Consider the following 18,798-nt stretch of genomic DNA (forward strand, 5'->3'; position numbering starts at 1 on the left):
TAAAACTTTGCTTATTGACCCGAATTCATAATAATACCTTTAACCGCCCATTGGTATGTGTCAAATGCCTGATACAAGGAAATATAAGCGCTTTGCTTCTCGCTTTCTGCCCGTAATAACGCCATCTGCGCCTGGAGATAATTGATTTTACTTAGCATACCAAGTTGATTCGCACGGTCTGCCTTTCTTTTTTCCAATATTGCTTTTTCATAGGCAGTGCAGGAAGTATCATAGGCATTCCTGGAATTCAACAAGGATTGATAAAATGACTGCATGGTAATAGCTATATTCTGTTCACCCTCTGAAACTCTGGCATCCTTGTTCTTAATACTGGTTGACGATTTATTAGAGTCAGTATGTCGTTCTGTAATCAGATTATAATTATTTCCTATGGCTATTGCTGTATCGGCTTCTAAGTCTATCGCATTAATAGCTTCAAAATCAAAAACCGGTAACTCTCCAATCACTGGCGGATTATCTACCGAATATCCGGTCATAAGGCATAAAGAATGCTGTAGGTTGTCAATAGTATTATCAAGCTTTAAAAGTAAAGATTGGGCGGATAATACATCCTTCTGGGCCGCTAAAAGATCTGCTTCTGTTGCCATCCCCACCTGATAGCTTAAAGCTCTAGCCTCACTGGCGGCCAAACTGGTTTCTAGCACCTTTTGCATCAATGTCCGATTGGCCACAGCGCTATTATATCCAATCATAATCTGATTGGCATAATAAGTATAACTTTTGGCGGCCAATGTAATGTTTGAATTAGCCGATGAATTAGGCCGGTTTAAAAGGTCCAGATTCCTTTTTAAAGTTTCCGCTCCTGTTTTCATTGCCTTAACAGTCATTTTTAGAATGATGTACTGCTGCATCCCCTGTATACTGTCTGTAGCACCGGAATCTTTTAATGCATCTGCATCATCTTTCAGATCAGAAATATATCTACGTAACTCATCGTGGATATACTGTGCATTGCCAATGGAATCATTAACTTTATCAGTGACATTTTGAACCTCCGGATTAAAATACCTGACCAGATCTGGGAGTTCATTAAAATCTATAACCTGATCATTAAGCTGCTCCCACTTCTCCTGGCTCATACCTTCAGGAGCTGGGCTGGCTGACAAGCCAGGACCGGTTGCCCCATAAGTTGGCATAATAGTAAAGGAAACAAGCGAGGCTACCAGGAGAAACGATAATACACTTTTTTTATTCATCTTATCATCCTCCTGTTGATGCAAGTCCATTGACTGCATTTTCATAAGTCTGAATTGACTGAAATAAAGCAAGTTCTGCTGTCTTTACACCGATAGTTTTTTTAATATATTCATTTTTCTGCTTTAAATAATCCAGTCTTCCTAAAGATCCAACTTGAAGCTTTCGCTCAGCAGTGGTCATATTCTGGCTTTCCAAGTTAAATTCAGCAACGGCCTGCTCATAATTGGTTTTCGCTTGGAGAACTTCCTGATAGTCTTTTACCAGATCAGAACCAATATTCTGTTCATTGCTGGATATCGTCCGCTTCAGCGTATCCTTTGTAATTTCTGCTGTTGCATTTTCTAACTTCCGTTTATTGATTTTTAAAGTGTAGTTTTTCCGAAGCGCAACTTCCTTATCTCCCTCAAGATCAATAGTGAAAATACGTTCCATATTCACATTAGGAATTTCTTTGATTTCTGGAGCATCGTTATACTTCCAGCCCAACATAATACAAAGCTTCTGTCTGGTTTCTTCAATAGAAACATTCAGCTTCTCAATTGAAGTTTGTATCGCCTGAACGTTTTTCTGAGCCTCCAAAACATCTATCTGGGTTGCCATACCTGCGCTTTGCTTTGTCAAAGTAGCTTGATATACCGCTGCTGCAAGTTGCAGACTGTCTTTCGCACTTTCCAATTCATACTTCTGCAGAAAATAGGAAATCATGTAAGTCTGGGCTTCTACTACCAAATTGGCCTCCTGCTGCTCATAGGTTAGCTGATATACTACTATATCCTCCACATTTTTATCCGCCTGAGCATCTGCATTACTGGCTCCTACTTCATTCTGGGCATCTTTAGCAGGATTTTCTCCATTTACAAAACTGCGGTAATCGCTGGCTGCATCCCGGTAATACTGGGCATTCTGGTCACTGGTTATTCTGCCATCACGTTTCTTATCGCTGATATCAAGCTGGTTTTTCTGAACAGTTACGTTATATTCATGTATCAGACCCGCCAGTTCATCATACTCCATTACATTATCTCTAAGTTTTGCCCACTCTTCCTGAGTCCTGGCAAACTCCGGACTTCCTGCCCAAATTGTTTCTACAGATATAAAAACTATAAAAACTGCTGCAAGACAGTAAGTTGCAACCTGCTTCCATTTTCTCATTCTTCCGTCAAACCTCCTTAATAAATAAAGCGTACTGATTGCTATGGTTGTCTTATCCATAGCAGCTACACGGGGCGCTTTTTCCTTTAAATCTGAGAGATTATAAAACTGCTCTGTCGGCATTTTTTTCCTCTCTAAATCTTTTTATTAAAACCAGTTAATATTCGATAAAATTGACATTAACTAAAATGATTAACCGTTTATCTTTGATACTTCCTTGTTTTCGAAAATCTACTTGGTTTGTCCACATACTTTACTCTCTCTTTCTTATAAGGATAATTTGGTTTATTTTTTATTTTACCACTTGGCAAAATAAAGTCAAGAATTTAATGAATATTTAATATCTATTTGCTTTTTTCCGTAATTGACAGTAGACATATGTAATATATCTGCCTAATAAGCTAAAAGGTAATTTGACTCGAAGTGTTATATGGGTTTGTCCATGCAGAAGGTCAAAATAATGTCCGATTGAAGAGTACCAAAGGTCAAATAATAACTGACAGTTTATATTATATGAGCTATATGGTATGCTAAAATAAGATCTTAATATTATTATTAATTTCAAATAAATTACTAATTGGTATTTATATTACAATGTGTTATTATATTGTTATCTGAAATTATATTATTTAAGGAGCACCAACAATGAAAAAGGTTTAACTACGCCAACATTAACGGATTTATTTATAAAGCAAATAGAAGCAAAAATATCCGAGGCAATCTACGACTCACCTTACCGCGCCTTATAGTGTTACTTCTCCTTAAGTTTATTATAATAAAATGGTGATAGACGCACATCATTTTTTCATTACTATTTGTGCCGCCAGCGTTAGCGGCGGAATGGAGATTAATATGCCATTAATTGTAGATAAAGCAGAAATGCAGCAAATGATAATCAATGCATTTCAAGAGTGCATCAATGAAAAACCTCTTGCCAGCGTTTCCATGCGCGACGTAGCAAAACAGGCACATATGTCTCACCAAAAATTACTTTATTATTTTCATGATAAGAAAGATCTTGTGTATTCTTATGTTCGATATTCAAAAGATTCTTTTTCAAACAAATGTATGGCATGGTTTGAGGAAAATGATCAGCTAGAATCTGAATCAAATGAAGAGTATATCTGCCGTTTTCTAAAATTCGTGGCAGATTTTAGTAAGTGCGGGGACAAACAAAAGGCTACTGTACAAATTTATGTTATGGCACAATATGATCAAAAGATATTCGCAATGTTGCAGGACATGTTTACCTATTGGAAAAAAAAGATTAAAGATTGTTTGATTAAAATCTATGGAAATGCGGCTAGTGATAATGAAGCAGAGGCGATGATGATCTTAATTTTAGGAACATTTTTGTGCAGTAGCAATCGGGCCATTTCAGGAAACATTAATAAAGCAATTTTGGAGTGCATTATGAATTTGGGTCATGAGAATGAAAAAACAGTATAATAAGAAATGTGAAAAATGATAGTATTTTCTTGTAAAATAGGGTCTTATAGAGCTAATAGGCATCCTACCCCCACCCAAAAGATGCCCAAATTATGCCCAAAAAGGAGTAAATCACAATAAATACATATAAATAATAAACCCCTGCAAAATCGTTGATTGTACAGGGGTTTAAACAACGATAAACAATCTATCGATTTATATAAGTCAGCAATGCGATCAAGAACGTACCAACTAAAAACAATAAACTAAATGTCTGATATGTTGTCATGCGCATCACCTTCAATCAAAACTTGAAGGCTCCACCCTATTCGGTTACTCCTGATAGCATGTTACCATAATTTTCTTGGTCAACAATCCTCCTTTTAATTTGCAGACCACCAGCACTGTCCATGAGGAAGACTACAGGCACCGCGGGTCCATGGTTGCTGACAACTACCATTTTAAATTCTGCAAACTGAGGAGGATAAACGCCCTTTTCTTCCCTAATGTCGAAAACTCCTTTACTATCTCACTTACCGCAAAACTGCTGTCAGCTTCATCACGACGAATGGGATAGGGAGATAATAGCTGCTCTTATGACCCAAAATCACAAAAAAATTCCAAAGAATTTGCAAAGAATCACTTTTACAAAAAAGAAAGAAGTGGACGCCATCCCGCATACGCTTCTCCGTTTAATCAAAATCCATCAAGCCCCAATAAATCCAGACAAAATAAAAGCCCCAACCCCGCAGCTCTCTGTCTGCAAAACCGGAACTTTTTAGTGCGCCTTCGGGGGCTCGAACCCCGGACAAATAGATTAAGAGTCTACTGCTCTACCAACTGAGCTAAAGGCGCATGTCTTTTGTTTTTCTTTCACTGTGCTCTCGTCTTGAGCACGTGTGTAATTATATAACTGTATCCTACAAAAGTCAACACCTTTTTTACAAATAATTTACAACTTTTTCGAATTTATTTATTATTCTTATTTTTTTGTGCATTTCCGCCTAATGTTTTGTTCACTTCTACAAAAGATTTGTTCCAAGACAGCATTTTCTTATTTAATTCCGTTTTATCACTGGTCGCCTGAAGAAGCTTGCTTGTAACCTTATCTTTCATTCCCATAACTGCTGCTCCCGAATCTGCTTTTGCTTTATTATATGCAAAACCGGCATCACGGTTATTAAATCCGGATGCCGGTTTTTATAAACATTATTTTCTTCCTGCGATCAGTTTATAAATAGGGTTCCCCTGAGAGGAAAACTTCTCTTCATATTCTGTCATCACATTACCCTCTCCCATCTGATTGTGGTGAAGGTCATAGGTGAATTCCTTAATCTGCCACCCAGCTCTCGGGATTGCTTCCAGGGAATAATCAAACAGGCCCCTGTTGTCAGTTTTAAATTCCACAGCACCGTCAGGCTTTAAAATCTGGCCATAAACCGCCATAAAATCCTCTGATGTAAGCCTGCGCTTTGCATGGCGGTCCTTTGGCCAGGGATCGGAAAAGTTTAAGTAAACCTTCTGGACCTCTCCCGGAGCGAATATATCGGCCAGATTTTTTGCATCCACACACATAAAGAATATATTGTCAAGTTCCATCTGAGCCCTTTTCTGTAAGCCTCTCAAAAGGACACTGGGATACCTCTCAATACCAACATAATTGATTTCCGGATGAATAGCAGCCAGTTCCATGATAAAACGGCCCTTTCCCATTCCTACTTCTATCTCTATGGGATTTTCATTGCCAAACACTTCCTTCCAGCAGCCCTTTTTCTCAAAAGGATTCTGTACAACAAAGGGACTACCCGCAATTTCCTCCTCCGAGCCTGGTATATGACGTAACCTCATATTAAAATTCCTCCAAATAAATTCATCTTAATGAAAACATACTTCAACTGATCGATTGTATCATATATGGTGCAGGGTACGCAAGTTTGCGGTTTGTAAGTTTTCGATAATTTTCAGCATAATAAAGCTTCCAGTATAAAAATATGAATATGAACCCAGGATCATCCCTGGCAAAAGGTGCAGTTTCTTTCATAAACTGTTCACATCTTCCACAACTTTTCTACACAACCAACCGATATATTAATATTTGTTACAGGTAATATCCTTATTAGATAAACTTTTTTCATACAGCCGGCAGGATTCCTCCGATCTTGCCGGCTCCTCTCCTTTAAAGGGATGTTGCTTATGGTGCTCCTTTGATGATATTCTCAGTTTATCCTAAATTTAGGACAAAAAAACTATCAATCAGGGTTGATAGTCAGTGTTTTTTGTAATCGTTTCACTTTATTAAGTTTTGATAACACCTATAAAGCTACCGCAATTCTCATGAACAAGAATAAAAACTGTATGACAACACACAGGGCTGATACGCCCAGGCAAGACGGCATCGGACTCTTATGTTTCGGAGAAATCGATCTTTTAATAACAAACACGCCTCCTATGGTGCCAACTAATATTCCGAACAGACCGCTTAGGATCCAGCCGATTATGATAATGGCAGCGGTAAATCCATATGCCCAACGGGGTATTTCATTAAGCGGTACGTATGGTTTTTTAGAATTTAAGTAAACGTCATCCACAGCCAGATCCACTTTGGAACCAATTGCCGTTAGGTGAAGTGTTTTTCCCTCCAACTCGATTGGCTCATCAAAAACCCTGATAAACATGCTTGTACTTTTAATAGGCGTAGAAACACCATCCACGATCTTCTTTCCACGAAAAGCGCCGGGTTTAAAAGCAATCTCATGCTCATTTCCGCCAATTATTACATTCCATTTCTTTTTCATACTTATGTCCTCCAAAGACCATTTATATTTTTATAGAACAGAAACCCGGATCCTGTTATCAGATCCCCGCAGCAACCAGTTGTAGCTTCGAAGCCGTCTGCCTATCCAGATCAGCTGTGTAACCAAGTTCTCCGGGTGACTGATCGTATAACACCTGATACAAAACACATGCAGCCAGATATGTCCCAGCCTGTGACGGGTGATTCCCGTCTTCATCCCAGAGTTCAATTTCCGGATAATCGGAAGAACACCGCATAAATGCGATACCAGCAGGTGCCAGCAGCGCATCCAGTTCAGTTGCAATATTCATATAGTTTTGAGCCATTTGAGTCTGCATTTCTTCTCTTGTATTATTAAATTCCAAACCTAATAGCGGTAAAGAGAAACCCTCTTTATAAGCCCACGTCATAAGAAACACCGATTCGCCATTTGCTTCCCGGATCATACTGTCAAGCGTCCTTGCGGCAGGATACATGTGCTCTTCTGCTCCCATTGTGGAAATACCGCTTTGTTCCTGCAAAATTACATAATCCCAATCATAATTTTTCAGTGCATCACACGCCTGTTCCCCAACCTCATCCGTTTCATCCGCAAAATATTCAAGACGATACGAACCTTCCGTCAATTCATATACCTCTGCGGCAAATCCTCCGCTCCGGCTTAAATTTAAAAATACCGTCGGAAGATCATTATAATATGTCATGCTGTTTCCAAGAAACAAAACGGTCGGTTCCGTTTTCACCTGTACCGGTTTTCTTAAATTTAACTCCTGGTCAAAATCCATCACCTGAACCTTGAAATCCTTTAATGCACTGGAGATTAAAAAAAATACGGTCAAAAAAGCAATAACCAAAAATGCCAAAATTCCTATTGCTGCCTTTACTAATCCTGAACGCTTCATACTTCCGCCTTTCCCCATATTATTCATAAACTATATCGGTTGAAATTGGTAATAAAATAGTTCGTTTTCACTCTTTTACCAAAATTTAGTAACTATATACAATAAATAAACTTATTTTTATACTTTATGGTATAATCTTGACACTTATAATTTTTACTTTCCAATACTTTTAAAAGTGATTGCAGGAAAAAAGCATACCGGATCCCCACACCCATACTGACGAGAAATAGTCATAACAATCTAAAAATTGATATTTTTCTTTATTTATAATGATTTTCAATTACCGGATGTACGCTATTGTCAATGAAACAACATTTACATGCCTTCTTTAAATATATATTATGGAAATCATAAAAGTACATTGTTGATTAATGATAAGTGCATCCCATATTACAGCTGTAATTCAGCCACCATCAAGTAGGAGTTAAAAATGGAATTAATTAATTATCTTTGGTCAGCTATAAATTATTTATTATTGATTACAGTGATTGTTTTGGTTGTAAAGTTTATCAAAAAAAATAAGAGCTAATTATTACTCTTATTTCGGGTATCTTCTCCTCGGTTTTTAAGGAACGTAAGTATCCTTAGTATTTCGCAGCGCTATCCTGATCCGTTATAAGCTATAAGGTCATTATTCTGGCTTATAACACATTTTCTCAATCTATGACTCCCCTTTTTCATTAAAATACCTATATACTTGTTACCATTATTGATATAAGATATTTTTATATGATCAGAAAGGAAAAGAATATGTCAGAAAATAATAAAAACAAATCAGCCCACTCTGGATTAGCTATTGGTATGAGCTTAGGATTGATATTTGGATTACTTTTGGATAATCTTGCCCTAGGTCTATCATTGGGCTTGTTATTTGGCTTTGCGGGGGATCAGAAGATTCTGAAAAAGAAATAAATTAAAATTTTATCACTTGAATTTTCATACTGCTATAATTTTTCAACGTTTCGATGTTGAAAAAATAAAAAAATTACCCGTAAGACAAAATCAGAGAGAAAAGGGAAAAGTAAACAAATATAAATTTGAATTGCGTCAACAAAAGAAAAAGTATAAACACAAAGGACATTAACCAGATTCACATTGTACCCCAATACGTAATAGGGAGAATCAGGCGCATTATCAGCTATAAGATTTGAGGAGTATATATGGATAAAGAATTTATAAAAATAGAGAATATCCCTGTAATTTTGTGGGGAACAAAATCGGACAGCATATACATATATGTTCATGGTAAGAACGCAAATAAAGAAGAAGCAAATAGTTTTGCGGAAAAGGCAGTTAAAAGAGGCTTTCAAGTTCTTAGTTTTGACTTGCCCGAACACGGTGAACGAATAAATGAAAACTATCCTTGTGTTGTCTGGAATGGGATTCACGATTTGAATATAATTGGAGCGTATGTCCAACAGAGTTGGATTGACATTTACTTGTATGGCATTAGCTTAGGCGCATATTTTAGTCTGCTTGCGTACAAAGATATGCCGCTTAAAAAGTGCCTGCTTCTATCTCCTATACTTGACATGGAACGTTTAATACAAAATATGATGAAATGGTTTAGCGTCAGCGAAGAAGTACTGAAGGAAAAACAAGAAATTCAAACGCCAATAGGTGAAATGCTAAACTGGGATTATTATTGTTATGTGAGAAACAATCCCATTGACAGATGGAATGTATCAACGGCAATATTATTCGGTTCAGAGGATAATCTAACTGAGCGTGAAATAGTTGAAGATTTTGCAAAACGGTTTGACTGCGATTTAACCGTTTTAGATGGTGGTGAACACTGGTTTCATACAGAGAAGCAATTAACCATATTGGATAAATGGCTTGATAAACAGATATAGAGATTCTTTTAGGGGCCGGAGGACGCAGCATGCACCTTCCAGAGGCCCATCTTTCGCGCTCTTCCTTTATTTATAATGATTCTCAATAAGTTTTTTACTTTTCTCTTACAAATCAAAAAACGACAAAATAACAGGTGCACAATTTGCATTAATCTAGTATAATATCTGTATATTGGAATACAACCGCTTTTGCAAAGGAGGAAATATATGGGAACTACAGACAACAGTTTCTTGCTAAGAATCCAGCAGGGTCAAAGGGAAACGGAAAAGCTCATGAGCCAGAAGCAGTATAACATGGCTATGATCAAAGCCCGGCAAACCCTGGAATATATGGTAAATTATCTTGGAGAAAGGGCTCTGATTGTGGAAGGCGATCTGGCGGACAGCATAGACCAGCTATTTGAAGGACGCTTTATTTCTCAGTCTGCCAAAGACCACTATCACAGGATCCGCGTGCTGGGAAACAAGGCAGTTCACGAAGGAGATGACAGTCCCTATGACGCCAACGAGGCCTTTCAGCTTCTGTCTCAGGAAGTCAATACCTTTGCAAACTCTAATAATAGAGGAAGCCAGGGGGGAACCCCAATTAATAAACATCCTGCAGACGTTAGGACCATCTCCTCAACTTCCCGGAATAATCCTCCGCGAAGCAGCGCTTCGAGAAATGAATTCCAGGGAACAGGTAATCAAAGAAGCAGCGGCGCAAGAACTGCGCCATTAAGAACACAGGAACATACAGGCGGTGCCGGGCGCACTGGTACAAGACCGGACGGGGCAAGACCAGGACAAAGGCCGGCTCAGAAGAGTGTTTCCAGAAACGGCCAGAGGCCCGCTTCACATAGCAGAAGCAGGAGGCGTTCCAAAAAGAAAGGCTTTGATCCCTACGAACTGCTGAAACCGGCTCTCATCTTTCTGGTTCTTCTTGTACTTGTCCTGATCATCGTAAAGCTGATCCCAGGAAAGGACTCAAAAAAAGATCCCACAACAGCCGAAACGACTGCTGAGGTAACTACCGAAGCCATGACAAGTGCCGAAACTTCTGCAGAACCTACGGAACCAGAGACAGAAGCGACGAAAATTTATACCACTAAAAGCAAGCTTAATGTCCGCTCAGAGCCTTCTACCGAAGGTGCCAAGCTTGGAAGCCTTGCTTCCGGTACAGTAGTGGAATATGTCAAGACTTATGACGACAAATGGACGGTTATTATGTTTGAAGGAACAGAGGCTTATGTTGCCACCGAATTCCTGACAATATCGGAAAGTGAGACAGGGACGGACGCAGGGGAGTCTACTTCCGCCGCGGAGAATACAGCAACAACAACAGCCGCAACCCCGTAAAGAAACCGTTAAAAAATAGCGAAGAAACCAGGGAAAATTTTCCCTGATCTTCGCTTTTTTCTATTGACCATGCATAGCTGCAGCCCTATTGTCGTAATCTATATTTATGTTAAAACTATATTAATATTGGGTTTTTTTACTAACATCCTATGGAATTTTTTTTAAATTGTAGTATCATTATAAATCAAGCACTATATTTTTTAAAAAAATAATTACAAAAAGGAGGGCTCGGTATGGATACTGTAATCGAGAAGATATCCGAGATTGAATCGGCAGCGGCATCTATTATGAATGATGCCAATGAGCGCAAAAAGGCGTTTGCCGAAGATATGAAAGAACAGACCGCTGAATTTGATGCACAGCTGGAAGAAGAAACCAGTAAAAAAATTCAAGAACTGCAGGCTGGCATGGAAATCAGTATGAATAATCGTCTGGAAAAACAGCGAAGCGATTCCGAAAAGGTCCTTAAAGCCATGGAACAGCGTTACGAAGATCATCATACTCAATATGTGGAGAAACTATTCAATACTATGATAAAGGAGTGATCCAATGGGAGACTTACTATCCTACAGCGGCATTACAACCAAAGTAAGAGCCATGGAGAGCCATCTGATCACCGACAGTCAGTTCCGCGAAATGGCTGCCCTTGAAACCGTTTCTGATGCAGAGGAATATTTAAGACGTCTTCCGGCCTATGAAGGACTGTTTGCTAACCTGGAGGGTGTAGTGCTCCACCGGGGGGCCATTGAACAGCGTCTGATCCTTTCTCTGTACCAGGATTATGCAAAGCTCTACCGGTTCGCCAATTTAACCCAACGTAAGTTCCTTGACCTGTATTTTATGCACTTTGAAATCGATATCCTGAAGAAATGCTTCCGCAATGCTATGGGTAAGAACCGATTAGATATCGATCTCTCTGTATTCCAGGACTTTTTTGAGAAGCATTCCCGGCTGGATCTAATTAAGCTGTCATCAACCACGGACTTAAAAGAGTTTATAGCCAACTTAGAAGGTTCGGTCTATTATGACCTGCTGTCCCACTTAGATGACAGGGAACAGCCTACCTTGTTTGATTATGAGGTCCACTTAGATCTTCTTTACTTTAAGACCATTTGGAAGGTCATGGGAAAATATCTTACAAGCAAGGAACAGGACCTCCTCAAACGCTGCTTTGGCTCCAAGCTGGATTTACTTAATATTCAGTGGATTTACCGATCTAAAAAATATTATCATTTGCAGCCTGCCGATATTTATACCCTTCTTATCCCCTTCAATTATCATTTGAATAAGGAGCAGATTAGTAAACTGGCAGAAACAGCTACACTGGAAGAGTTCTATTCTGTACTAAAGAATACCTTTTATGGACGGAAATCAGATCTGGAAGCCGCAGACATGCCGGACTTGGAACACATTACACTGGAAGTACTGGATAAAATATACCGTTCCTCCAGCCGGCAGAATCCGTATTCCATTGCCACACTGAATTCCTATCTTTATTTTAAGGAGGAAGAAATTCAAAAGATTATCACCCTCATAGAGAGCATCCGTTACCGCGTAAGCCCGGATGAAATCATCTCCTATGTAGTAAAAATGTAAAGGGGGTTGCTTTTTGTGATAGAAAAGATGAAATTCTTAAGTATCACCGGGCCCAAGGAAGATATTGACCGGGTCATCGACACTTATTTATCCAAATATGAAATCCATTTGGAAAATGCCCTGTCGGAATTAAAAACGGTGAAAGACTTAAGGCCTTATATTGAAACAAATCCATACAAAGACGCTTACCAGCGTGCCATGGAGCTGGCGGAATTACTCCCTCCGGGTATTCAGCCAGGCAACCGGAAAAAGATTCCAATCCAGCGGGCAGACAAAATTGTCAGTGAGATCGGGGACCAGGTAAAGGAGCTTACAGCAAAGGAAGAGGCCCTTATATCCGAACAAAATTCTTTCCGGCAATCCCTGGAACGAATCCTGCCATTTACCGGACTAAACTATGAGTTAAGCTCCATCCTTCAGTTTAAGTACATTAAATTCCGTTTTGGGCGTATTTCTCATGAGTATTACAACAAATTTGTGAGCTATGTATATGATACCATTGATACCGTCCTCTATAAATGCCGGGAGGATGACGAATATGTCTGGCTGGTTTATTTTGTGCCGGAAAGCATCTCTAACCAGATTGACGCTATTTATGCCTCCATGCGTTTTGAGCGTTACTTTTTGCCTGACGTATATGAGGGCACGCCTTTAGACGCCATTCATTTTCTGGAAGATAAGATAAGCGCTCTCCAGTCTGATATCGACGGCATACGAAAACAGATGTCCGAATTGCTGGAATCCAGGCAGGAGGAGTTATTGACGGCACGGGATAAGCTTGAGGTATTTTCTACCAACTTTAACGTGAGAAAATTGGCCGCATGCACCAAACAGAAAGTAAATACCTTTTATATCCTCTGCGGCTGGATGAGCAACCGGGATGCGGCCGCCTTTCAGAAAGAAATCTCTAACGATGAAAAAACTTTCTGTATCTTGGAAGATGACCACAACAACATTTTGAGCAAACCTCCCACCAAGCTTCATAATCCCAGGCTTTTTAAGCCCTTTGAGATGTTCATACAGATGTACGGTCTGCCGGCATACAATGAGATCGATCCCACCATATTGATCGGTATCACCTATTCCTTCCTCTTTGGTTTTATGTTCGGGGATGTGGGGCAGGGAATATGCCTTCTGATTGGAGGGCTGCTCCTCTACCGGCTGAAAAAGATAAATCTGGCGGCGATTATATCCTGCTGCGGTATTTTTTCAACCATATTTGGATTCCTGTTCGGCAGTGTTTTTGGATTTGAAAACATCATACAGGCCGTTTGGCTCCGTCCTCTGGAGCACATGACTAACCTGCCCTTTATAGGGAGGCTGAATACCGTATTTATCGTAGCGGTTTCCATTGGTATGGGCATTATCCTGTTGACCATGGTTCTTAACATCATAAACAGCATCCGCTTTCATGATCCGGAAAGGACCCTGTTTGACACAAACGGTGTGGCAGGACTTGTCTTCTATGCAAGCCTTGTGCTCACCATCGTCCTATACATGACAAATAATCCCATTCCGGCTGCCATACTCCTTGTTATCATGTTTGGCCTCCCGCTGATCGTCATGTTCTTTAAGGAACCTCTCACCAACCTGGTGGAAAAGAAAGCGCAGATCATGCCAAAGGAAAAGGGCATGTTTGTGGTTCAGGGTTTCTTTGAACTGTTTGAAGTGCTTTTAAGTTATTTTTCCAACACCCTTTCCTTTGTCCGTGTAGGGGCTTTTGCTGTCAGCCACGCGGCCATGATGGAGGTTGTCCTTATGCTGTCCGGTGTGGAAGCAGGAAACCCGAACTGGCTGGTTGTTATTCTTGGCAACTTATTCGTCTGCGGCATGGAAGGCCTGATCGTTGGAATCCAGGTTCTGCGTCTGGAATATTACGAATTATTCAGCCGTTTCTATCGTGGAACCGGCCGTGCATTTAAACCATACGGGAAGAAAATTTAAAAACCAAAACGGAGGTAATATTATGTCAACCTTAGTAAAAATTACATTAGCAATTGCATTAACCTTAAGTATCGCCCTGCCCTTCGGAGCCTTTGCCATGGGCGCAAAAACAAAGGGCCGCTATAAAACTGCTCTTGGTATCAACACCCTTTTATTTTTCGGAACCTTAATCGTATCCAGTGTATTCATGTTTAACGGCCAGGCTGCTGCTGCGGAAAGCGCCGCTGCCGGCACTGGAAGCATTGCCGGAATGGGTTACTTAGCAGCTGCCCTTTCCACAGGTCTTGCCTGCATCGGCGGCGGTATTGCCGTTTCCGCTGCTGCCAGCGCTGCTCTCGGTGCCATCAGCGAGGATGGTTCCATACTTGGTAAATCACTGATCTTCGTAGGGCTTGCCGAAGGCGTTTGTCTGTATGGCTTGATCATTTCTTTCATGATCTTAGGTAAGCTCTAATCCATGAAAATGTATTTGATCAGCGATAACGTGGACACTTGGACCGGCATGAGATTAGCCGGAGTTGAGGGCGCTGTCGTTCATGAAAAGGCTGAACTGAAACGTGAACTGGATAAAGTCCTGGCCGATAAGGAGATTGGGATCATTCTCCTGACGGAAAAGTTCGGAAAAGAGTTTCCGGACATCATCAATGATGTGAAGTTAAACCGCAAGCTTCCATTGATCATAGAAATCCCTGACCGCCATGGTACCGGCCGCAAGCCGAACTTTATCACAGATTACGTTAATGAAGCCATCGGATTAAAACTATAAGAAAGAGGTGGTCATCTTGACGACTGAGGAAAAATTACAGCATTTCCTGGAATTTTGCATGGAAGATGCCAGAACCCGCAGTGCAAAGATGCTTGATGAATATACAGCTGCCTTGGAGCAGACCTTTTTAGAGCATCAGGAAGATGCGAAACGAAGGGCTGCACACCAGGTAGCTTTGGAAAGCGAACGAATCGAGCGGGAAATCAACAAAAAGCTTTCCCTGGAACAGATCGGCATGAAACGGGTTTTTGGAAAAAAACAGGATGAGCTGAAAGATAAGCTGTTTTCGGAGCTTCGGGATAAACTGGCCACATTTATGGGATCCCCCGAATATACAAAGCTTTTGGAAAAGCAGATACGGGAAGCCAAGGCCCTGGCAGGAAAGGAATTCATCACCATTTACATCGATCCTGCAGATGAAGAGAAGATCAATGAACTGGCAATTTCAGGCGGCTCTGACATCCAGGTGAGCGAATACTCCTTTCTGGGAGGAACACGGGCTGTTATCCCTTCCAGGCACATTTTAATCGACAATTCATTTCAAACCAAGCTGGCGGAGGCAAAACGCGACTTCCGCTTTGATGTAAAGGATCTGATGGGAGGTACGGCTAATGACTAATACAGGCACCATTTCCGGCATTAACGGCCCTGTCATTTATTTAAAGGGTGATTCCGGATTCCGAATGAATGAAATGGTCTATGTAGGCGAAGACCACTTAGTCGGTGAGGTCATCGGCCTTACAGACCGCCGCACCATTGTCCAGGTATATGAGGAAACCAGCGGCTTAAAACCGGGAGGGACGGTCACTTCCTCCGGCTTCCCCGTATCCGTCACACTGGCCCCAGGCATTTTAAACAACATCTTTGATGGAATTGAGCGCCCTTTAAGCGAGATCGCAAAGACCGGAGGGGCATATATTGACCGGGGAATTCATGTGGATGCCCTTGACGGCGAGAAGCTCTGGAAGACCCACATAACAGTAAAAAAAGGGGATCATCTGTTACCAGGTACCATTATTGCCGAGGTTCCTGAAACCCCGGCAATCGTCCATAAGGTTATGATACCCCCTGATATGGAAGGCTATGTTCTTGACGTGGTGGAGGACGGTTCCTATACCATATCCGATCCCCTGCTGACCCTCCAGCTTTTAGACGGGTCCGAAAAGAAAATTACCATGACCCAGAAGTGGCCCATCCGTGTACCAAGGCCTATATTAAAGAGATATCCGGCCGGAAAGCCTCTTATCACCGGGCAGAGGATCATTGATACCCTGTTTCCTCTTGCTAAGGGAGGTACCGCTTGTATACCCGGCGGTTTTGGTACAGGAAAAACCATGACTCAGCACCAGATCGCCAAGTGGTCTGATGCGGATATTATCATTTATATTGGCTGCGGGGAACGTGGCAACGAGATGACCCAGGTGCTTGAGGAGTTCTCTGAGCTCGTTGACCCCCGTTCCGGAAATCCTCTGATGGACCGGACCACACTGATTGCCAATACTTCAAACATGCCCGTGGCCGCCCGTGAAGCCAGCCTTTACTCCGGCCTTACCCTGGCGGAATACTACCGGGATATGGGATATCATGTGGCAATCATGGCGGACTCCACCTCTAGGTGGGCCGAGGCCTTAAGAGAGTTGTCCGGGCGTCTGGAAGAGATGCCCGCGGAAGAAGGTTTCCCAGCTTATTTGGCCTCCCGTTTATCGGCCTTCTATGAAAGAGCCGGGATGATTCAGAACATGAACGGAACCGAAGGCTCAGTTACCATCATCGGTGCCGTATCCCCTCAGGGAGGCGACTTCTCCGAGCCGGTAACCCAGAACACCAAGCGTTTTGTCCGCTGCTTCTGGGGCCTGGACAGAAACCTTGCAAACGAACGCCACTTCCCGGCCATTCACTGGCTCAGCAGTTATTCTGAATATCTGACTGATCTGGCGCCCTGGTACGTGGAAAACGTGGATAAGAAGTTCGTGGACTACAGAAACCGTCTGGTCTTCCTGCTGACCCAGGAAAGCAGCCTGATGGAGATCGTAAAGCTGATCGGCGGAGACATGCTTCCCGATGACCAGAAGCTTATACTGGAAATATCAAAGGTGATCAGGATCGGATTTTTACAGCAGAACGCATTCCATAAGGACGATACCTGTGTCCCAATGGAAAAACAGTTTAAAATGATGGATCTAATTCTTTATTTATACAAGAAATCCCGTTCCCTTGTTTCCATGGGAATGCCTATGTCCGTATTAAAAGAGGATCCGATCTTTGATAAGATCATTTCCATTAAATATGATGTACCTAACGACAGACTTGATATGTTTGATGACTATAAAAAGCAGGTAGATGCCTTCTATGATTCCGTCATCGAACGCAATGCATAGGGAGGAGGCAGGCTATGGCAATCGAATATTTAGGACTTAGTGCAATCAACGGTCCATTAGTTGTTTTAGAAGGCGTCCAGAATGCTGCTTTCGACGAAATCGTGGAAATGACCGTAGAAAAAAAGACAAAGAAGCTGGGACGTATCATTGAGGTTTACGAGGATAAGGCGATCATCCAGGTGTTTGAAGGAACCGATGGGCTTGCCTTAAGAAATGTTCACACCCGCCTCACCGGACACCCTATGGAGCTTGCGGTGTCCGAAGACATGCTGGGACGTACCTTTAATGGCATCGGAGAGCCTATTGACGGGCTTGGAGACATCAACTCCGATATCTGGCTGGACATTAACGGAAAACCCTTAAATCCTGTTACCAGAGAATACCCAAGAGATTATATCCGTACCGGAATCTCAGCCATCGACGGGCTGATGACTCTGATCCGGGGCCAAAAGCTCCCCATCTTCTCCGGAAACGGCCTTCCTCATGACGAACTGGCAGCCCAGATCGTACAGCAGGCCTCCCTGGGAGACGACGCCCTTTCCAGCGAAAAATTTGCTGTGGTATTTGCTGCCATGGGTGTAAAATACGATGTGGCCGACTTCTTCCGCCGTACCTTTGAGGAAAGCGGCGTTTCCGACCACGTGGCCATGTTCATCAACCTGGCAAACGACCCTGTGGTGGAACGTCTGATCACACCAAAGGTGGCGCTTACACTGGCGGAATACCTGGCTTTTGAAAAGGGAATGCACATACTGGTTATTTTGACCGATATGACAGCCTATGCGGAGGCTCTCCGTGAGGTTTCCTCCTCAAAGGGGGAGATTCCTTCCAGAAAAGGCTATCCCGGATATTTATACAGCGAGCTGGCCTCCCTTTATGAGCGGGCCGGCATCGTAAAGGGGCGGCATGGCTCCGTGACCCAGATTCCCATACTGACCATGCCAAACGATGACATCACCCACCCCATCCCTGACCTTACGGGATATATTACAGAAGGGCAGATCGTTCTGGACCGCAGTTTGTACGGCCAGTCCGTTTATCCTCCTATTAACGTGCTTCCTTCCTTAAGCCGTCTGATGAAGGACGGAATTGGTGAAGGCTTTACAAGAGCTGACCATCAGGGCCTGGCAAACCAGCTATTCTCCTGTTATGCCAAGGTAGGAGATGCCAGAGCTCTGGCATCGGTCATCGGAGAAGATGAACTATCCCCTATTGATAAAATGTATCTGGTATTCGGCAAGGAATTTGAAGGCCGGTTTGTTGGGCAGGGAAATCATGCCAACCGGAATATCATCGAAACCCTGAGCATCGGCTGGGAGCTTTTAGGGCTTCTTCCAAGAGCCGAGCTGGACCGTATCGACACCAAGGTATTAGACCAGTATTACAAGCCTGCCACCCTTGACGGATCGGAAGAATAGGAGGGATA

At 42.0% G+C, this 18,798-nt stretch carries 19 protein-coding genes and 1 tRNA gene; 12 read left to right on the forward strand and 8 right to left on the reverse strand.

Translation table 11 applies throughout. The features are described 5' to 3' along the window. Positions 1-11: 11 nt before the first annotated feature. Together BMX69_RS19290 and BMX69_RS19295 are read right to left on the reverse strand one after the other, a co-directional pair. Positions 12-1,217, reverse strand: coding sequence for a TolC family protein (locus tag BMX69_RS19290; protein WP_054792133.1), 1,206 nt, complete (start codon positions 1,215-1,217; stop codon positions 12-14). A 4-nt stretch (positions 1,218-1,221) separates the two neighbouring features. Then, on the reverse strand, positions 1,222-2,493 hold the full coding sequence (locus tag BMX69_RS19295; RefSeq protein ID WP_242941303.1) for a TolC family protein: 1,272 nt from the start codon (positions 2,491-2,493) through the stop codon (positions 1,222-1,224). Between the two features lie 729 nt (positions 2,494-3,222). Between BMX69_RS19295 and BMX69_RS19300 the strand changes: the two genes are divergently transcribed. Beyond that, positions 3,223-3,819 (forward strand): TetR/AcrR family transcriptional regulator, encoded by a 597-nt coding sequence (locus BMX69_RS19300; protein ID WP_157724439.1) that lies wholly within the window; start codon positions 3,223-3,225, stop codon positions 3,817-3,819. A 187-nt stretch (positions 3,820-4,006) separates the two neighbouring features. On the opposite strand, the gene BMX69_RS24800 is transcribed toward BMX69_RS19300, so the two are convergent. The 6 genes from BMX69_RS24800 to BMX69_RS19325 form a co-directional block, all read right to left on the reverse strand. Continuing rightward, positions 4,007-4,093 (reverse strand): putative holin-like toxin, encoded by an 87-nt coding sequence (locus tag BMX69_RS24800; protein ID WP_330387740.1) that lies wholly within the window; start codon positions 4,091-4,093, stop codon positions 4,007-4,009. Positions 4,094-4,580: 487 nt separating this feature from the next. Then, positions 4,581-4,653 (reverse strand) — tRNA-Lys (locus BMX69_RS19310). 114 nt (positions 4,654-4,767) lie between these two features. Further along, on the reverse strand, positions 4,768-4,920 hold the full coding sequence (locus BMX69_RS24515; RefSeq protein WP_166433213.1) for a hypothetical protein: 153 nt from the start codon (positions 4,918-4,920) through the stop codon (positions 4,768-4,770). A gap of 87 nt (positions 4,921-5,007) precedes the next feature. Then, positions 5,008-5,646, reverse strand: a complete 639-nt coding sequence (gene trmB / locus BMX69_RS19315) for a tRNA (guanosine(46)-N7)-methyltransferase TrmB (RefSeq protein ID WP_100043263.1) — start codon at positions 5,644-5,646, stop codon at positions 5,008-5,010. 464 nt (positions 5,647-6,110) lie between these two features. Next, positions 6,111-6,593 (reverse strand): hypothetical protein, encoded by a 483-nt coding sequence (locus tag BMX69_RS19320; protein ID WP_100043264.1) that lies wholly within the window; start codon positions 6,591-6,593, stop codon positions 6,111-6,113. Between the two features lie 58 nt (positions 6,594-6,651). Then, positions 6,652-7,521, reverse strand: a complete 870-nt coding sequence (locus tag BMX69_RS19325; RefSeq protein ID WP_115639907.1) for a DUF4886 domain-containing protein — start codon at positions 7,519-7,521, stop codon at positions 6,652-6,654. A 702-nt stretch (positions 7,522-8,223) separates the two neighbouring features. On the opposite strand from BMX69_RS19325, the gene BMX69_RS24520 reads away from it, so the two are divergent. The 11 genes from BMX69_RS24520 (at position 8,224) to BMX69_RS19375 (ending at position 18,790) form a co-directional block, all read left to right on the forward strand. Beyond that, on the forward strand, positions 8,224-8,406 hold the full coding sequence (locus tag BMX69_RS24520; RefSeq protein ID WP_166433156.1) for a glycine zipper domain-containing protein: 183 nt from the start codon (positions 8,224-8,226) through the stop codon (positions 8,404-8,406). 248 nt (positions 8,407-8,654) lie between these two features. After that, entirely contained in the window at positions 8,655-9,350 is a 696-nt protein-coding gene (locus BMX69_RS19330) for an alpha/beta hydrolase (RefSeq protein ID WP_054792129.1), read from the forward strand. Between the two features lie 207 nt (positions 9,351-9,557). Next, on the forward strand, positions 9,558-10,688 hold the full coding sequence (locus BMX69_RS19335) for an SH3 domain-containing protein (RefSeq protein ID WP_054792128.1): 1,131 nt from the start codon (positions 9,558-9,560) through the stop codon (positions 10,686-10,688). Between the two features lie 233 nt (positions 10,689-10,921). Further along, positions 10,922-11,233 carry a hypothetical protein gene (locus BMX69_RS19340; RefSeq protein ID WP_054792127.1) on the forward strand — a complete coding sequence of 104 codons (312 nt, stop codon included), beginning with the start codon at positions 10,922-10,924 and terminating at the stop codon, positions 11,231-11,233. Positions 11,234-11,237: 4 nt separating this feature from the next. Beyond that, positions 11,238-12,284, forward strand: coding sequence for a V0D/AC39 family V-type ATPase subunit (locus BMX69_RS19345; protein ID WP_100043266.1), 1,047 nt, complete (start codon positions 11,238-11,240; stop codon positions 12,282-12,284). A gap of 15 nt (positions 12,285-12,299) precedes the next feature. Then, positions 12,300-14,228, forward strand: a complete 1,929-nt coding sequence (locus BMX69_RS19350; protein ID WP_100043267.1) for a V-type ATP synthase subunit I — start codon at positions 12,300-12,302, stop codon at positions 14,226-14,228. Between the two features lie 22 nt (positions 14,229-14,250). Further along, the gene (locus tag BMX69_RS19355) at positions 14,251-14,682 is read left to right on the forward strand and encodes an ATP synthase subunit C (RefSeq protein ID WP_054792185.1); all 432 of its coding nucleotides are present in this window, start codon (positions 14,251-14,253) and stop codon (positions 14,680-14,682) included. A gap of 3 nt (positions 14,683-14,685) precedes the next feature. Continuing rightward, positions 14,686-14,994, forward strand: a complete 309-nt coding sequence (locus BMX69_RS19360) for a V-type ATP synthase subunit F (protein ID WP_025230563.1) — start codon at positions 14,686-14,688, stop codon at positions 14,992-14,994. Between the two features lie 16 nt (positions 14,995-15,010). Further along, entirely contained in the window at positions 15,011-15,613 is a 603-nt protein-coding gene (locus BMX69_RS19365) for a V-type ATP synthase subunit E (RefSeq protein ID WP_100043256.1), read from the forward strand. Then, positions 15,606-17,372 carry a V-type ATP synthase subunit A gene (locus tag BMX69_RS19370; protein ID WP_100043255.1) on the forward strand — a complete coding sequence of 589 codons (1,767 nt, stop codon included), beginning with the start codon at positions 15,606-15,608 and terminating at the stop codon, positions 17,370-17,372. The genes BMX69_RS19365 and BMX69_RS19370 overlap by 8 nt, the downstream gene beginning before the upstream one ends. A gap of 14 nt (positions 17,373-17,386) precedes the next feature. Further along, on the forward strand, positions 17,387-18,790 hold the full coding sequence (locus BMX69_RS19375; RefSeq protein ID WP_100043254.1) for a V-type ATP synthase subunit B: 1,404 nt from the start codon (positions 17,387-17,389) through the stop codon (positions 18,788-18,790). Positions 18,791-18,798: the final 8 nt, after the last annotated feature.

Source organism: Lacrimispora sphenoides JCM 1415 (assembly GCF_900105615.1).
GTDB lineage: Bacteria > Bacillota > Clostridia > Lachnospirales > Lachnospiraceae > Lacrimispora > Lacrimispora sphenoides.

Bases quoted from the DNA above. Each gene is read 5' to 3' on its own strand.
- BMX69_RS19290 (WP_054792133.1), bottom strand. From the start codon at position 1,217: ATGAATAAAAAAAGTGTATTATCGTTTCTCCTGGTAGCCTCGCTTGTT.
- BMX69_RS19295 (WP_242941303.1), bottom strand. From the start codon at position 2,493: ATGCCGACAGAGCAGTTTTATAATCTCTCAGATTTAAAGGAAAAAGCG.
- BMX69_RS19300 (WP_157724439.1), top strand. From the start codon at position 3,223: ATGCCATTAATTGTAGATAAAGCAGAAATGCAGCAAATGATAATCAAT.
- BMX69_RS24800 (WP_330387740.1), bottom strand. From the start codon at position 4,093: ATGCGCATGACAACATATCAGACATTTAGTTTATTGTTTTTAGTTGGT.
- BMX69_RS24515 (WP_166433213.1), bottom strand. From the start codon at position 4,920: ATGGGAATGAAAGATAAGGTTACAAGCAAGCTTCTTCAGGCGACCAGT.
- trmB (WP_100043263.1), bottom strand. From the start codon at position 5,646: ATGAGGTTACGTCATATACCAGGCTCGGAGGAGGAAATTGCGGGTAGT.
- BMX69_RS19320 (WP_100043264.1), bottom strand. From the start codon at position 6,593: ATGAAAAAGAAATGGAATGTAATAATTGGCGGAAATGAGCATGAGATT.
- BMX69_RS19325 (WP_115639907.1), bottom strand. From the start codon at position 7,521: ATGAATAATATGGGGAAAGGCGGAAGTATGAAGCGTTCAGGATTAGTA.
- BMX69_RS24520 (WP_166433156.1), top strand. From the start codon at position 8,224: ATGATCAGAAAGGAAAAGAATATGTCAGAAAATAATAAAAACAAATCA.
- BMX69_RS19330 (WP_054792129.1), top strand. From the start codon at position 8,655: ATGGATAAAGAATTTATAAAAATAGAGAATATCCCTGTAATTTTGTGG.
- BMX69_RS19335 (WP_054792128.1), top strand. From the start codon at position 9,558: ATGGGAACTACAGACAACAGTTTCTTGCTAAGAATCCAGCAGGGTCAA.
- BMX69_RS19340 (WP_054792127.1), top strand. From the start codon at position 10,922: ATGGATACTGTAATCGAGAAGATATCCGAGATTGAATCGGCAGCGGCA.
- BMX69_RS19345 (WP_100043266.1), top strand. From the start codon at position 11,238: ATGGGAGACTTACTATCCTACAGCGGCATTACAACCAAAGTAAGAGCC.
- BMX69_RS19355 (WP_054792185.1), top strand. From the start codon at position 14,251: ATGTCAACCTTAGTAAAAATTACATTAGCAATTGCATTAACCTTAAGT.
- BMX69_RS19360 (WP_025230563.1), top strand. From the start codon at position 14,686: ATGAAAATGTATTTGATCAGCGATAACGTGGACACTTGGACCGGCATG.
- BMX69_RS19370 (WP_100043255.1), top strand. From the start codon at position 15,606: ATGACTAATACAGGCACCATTTCCGGCATTAACGGCCCTGTCATTTAT.
- BMX69_RS19375 (WP_100043254.1), top strand. From the start codon at position 17,387: ATGGCAATCGAATATTTAGGACTTAGTGCAATCAACGGTCCATTAGTT.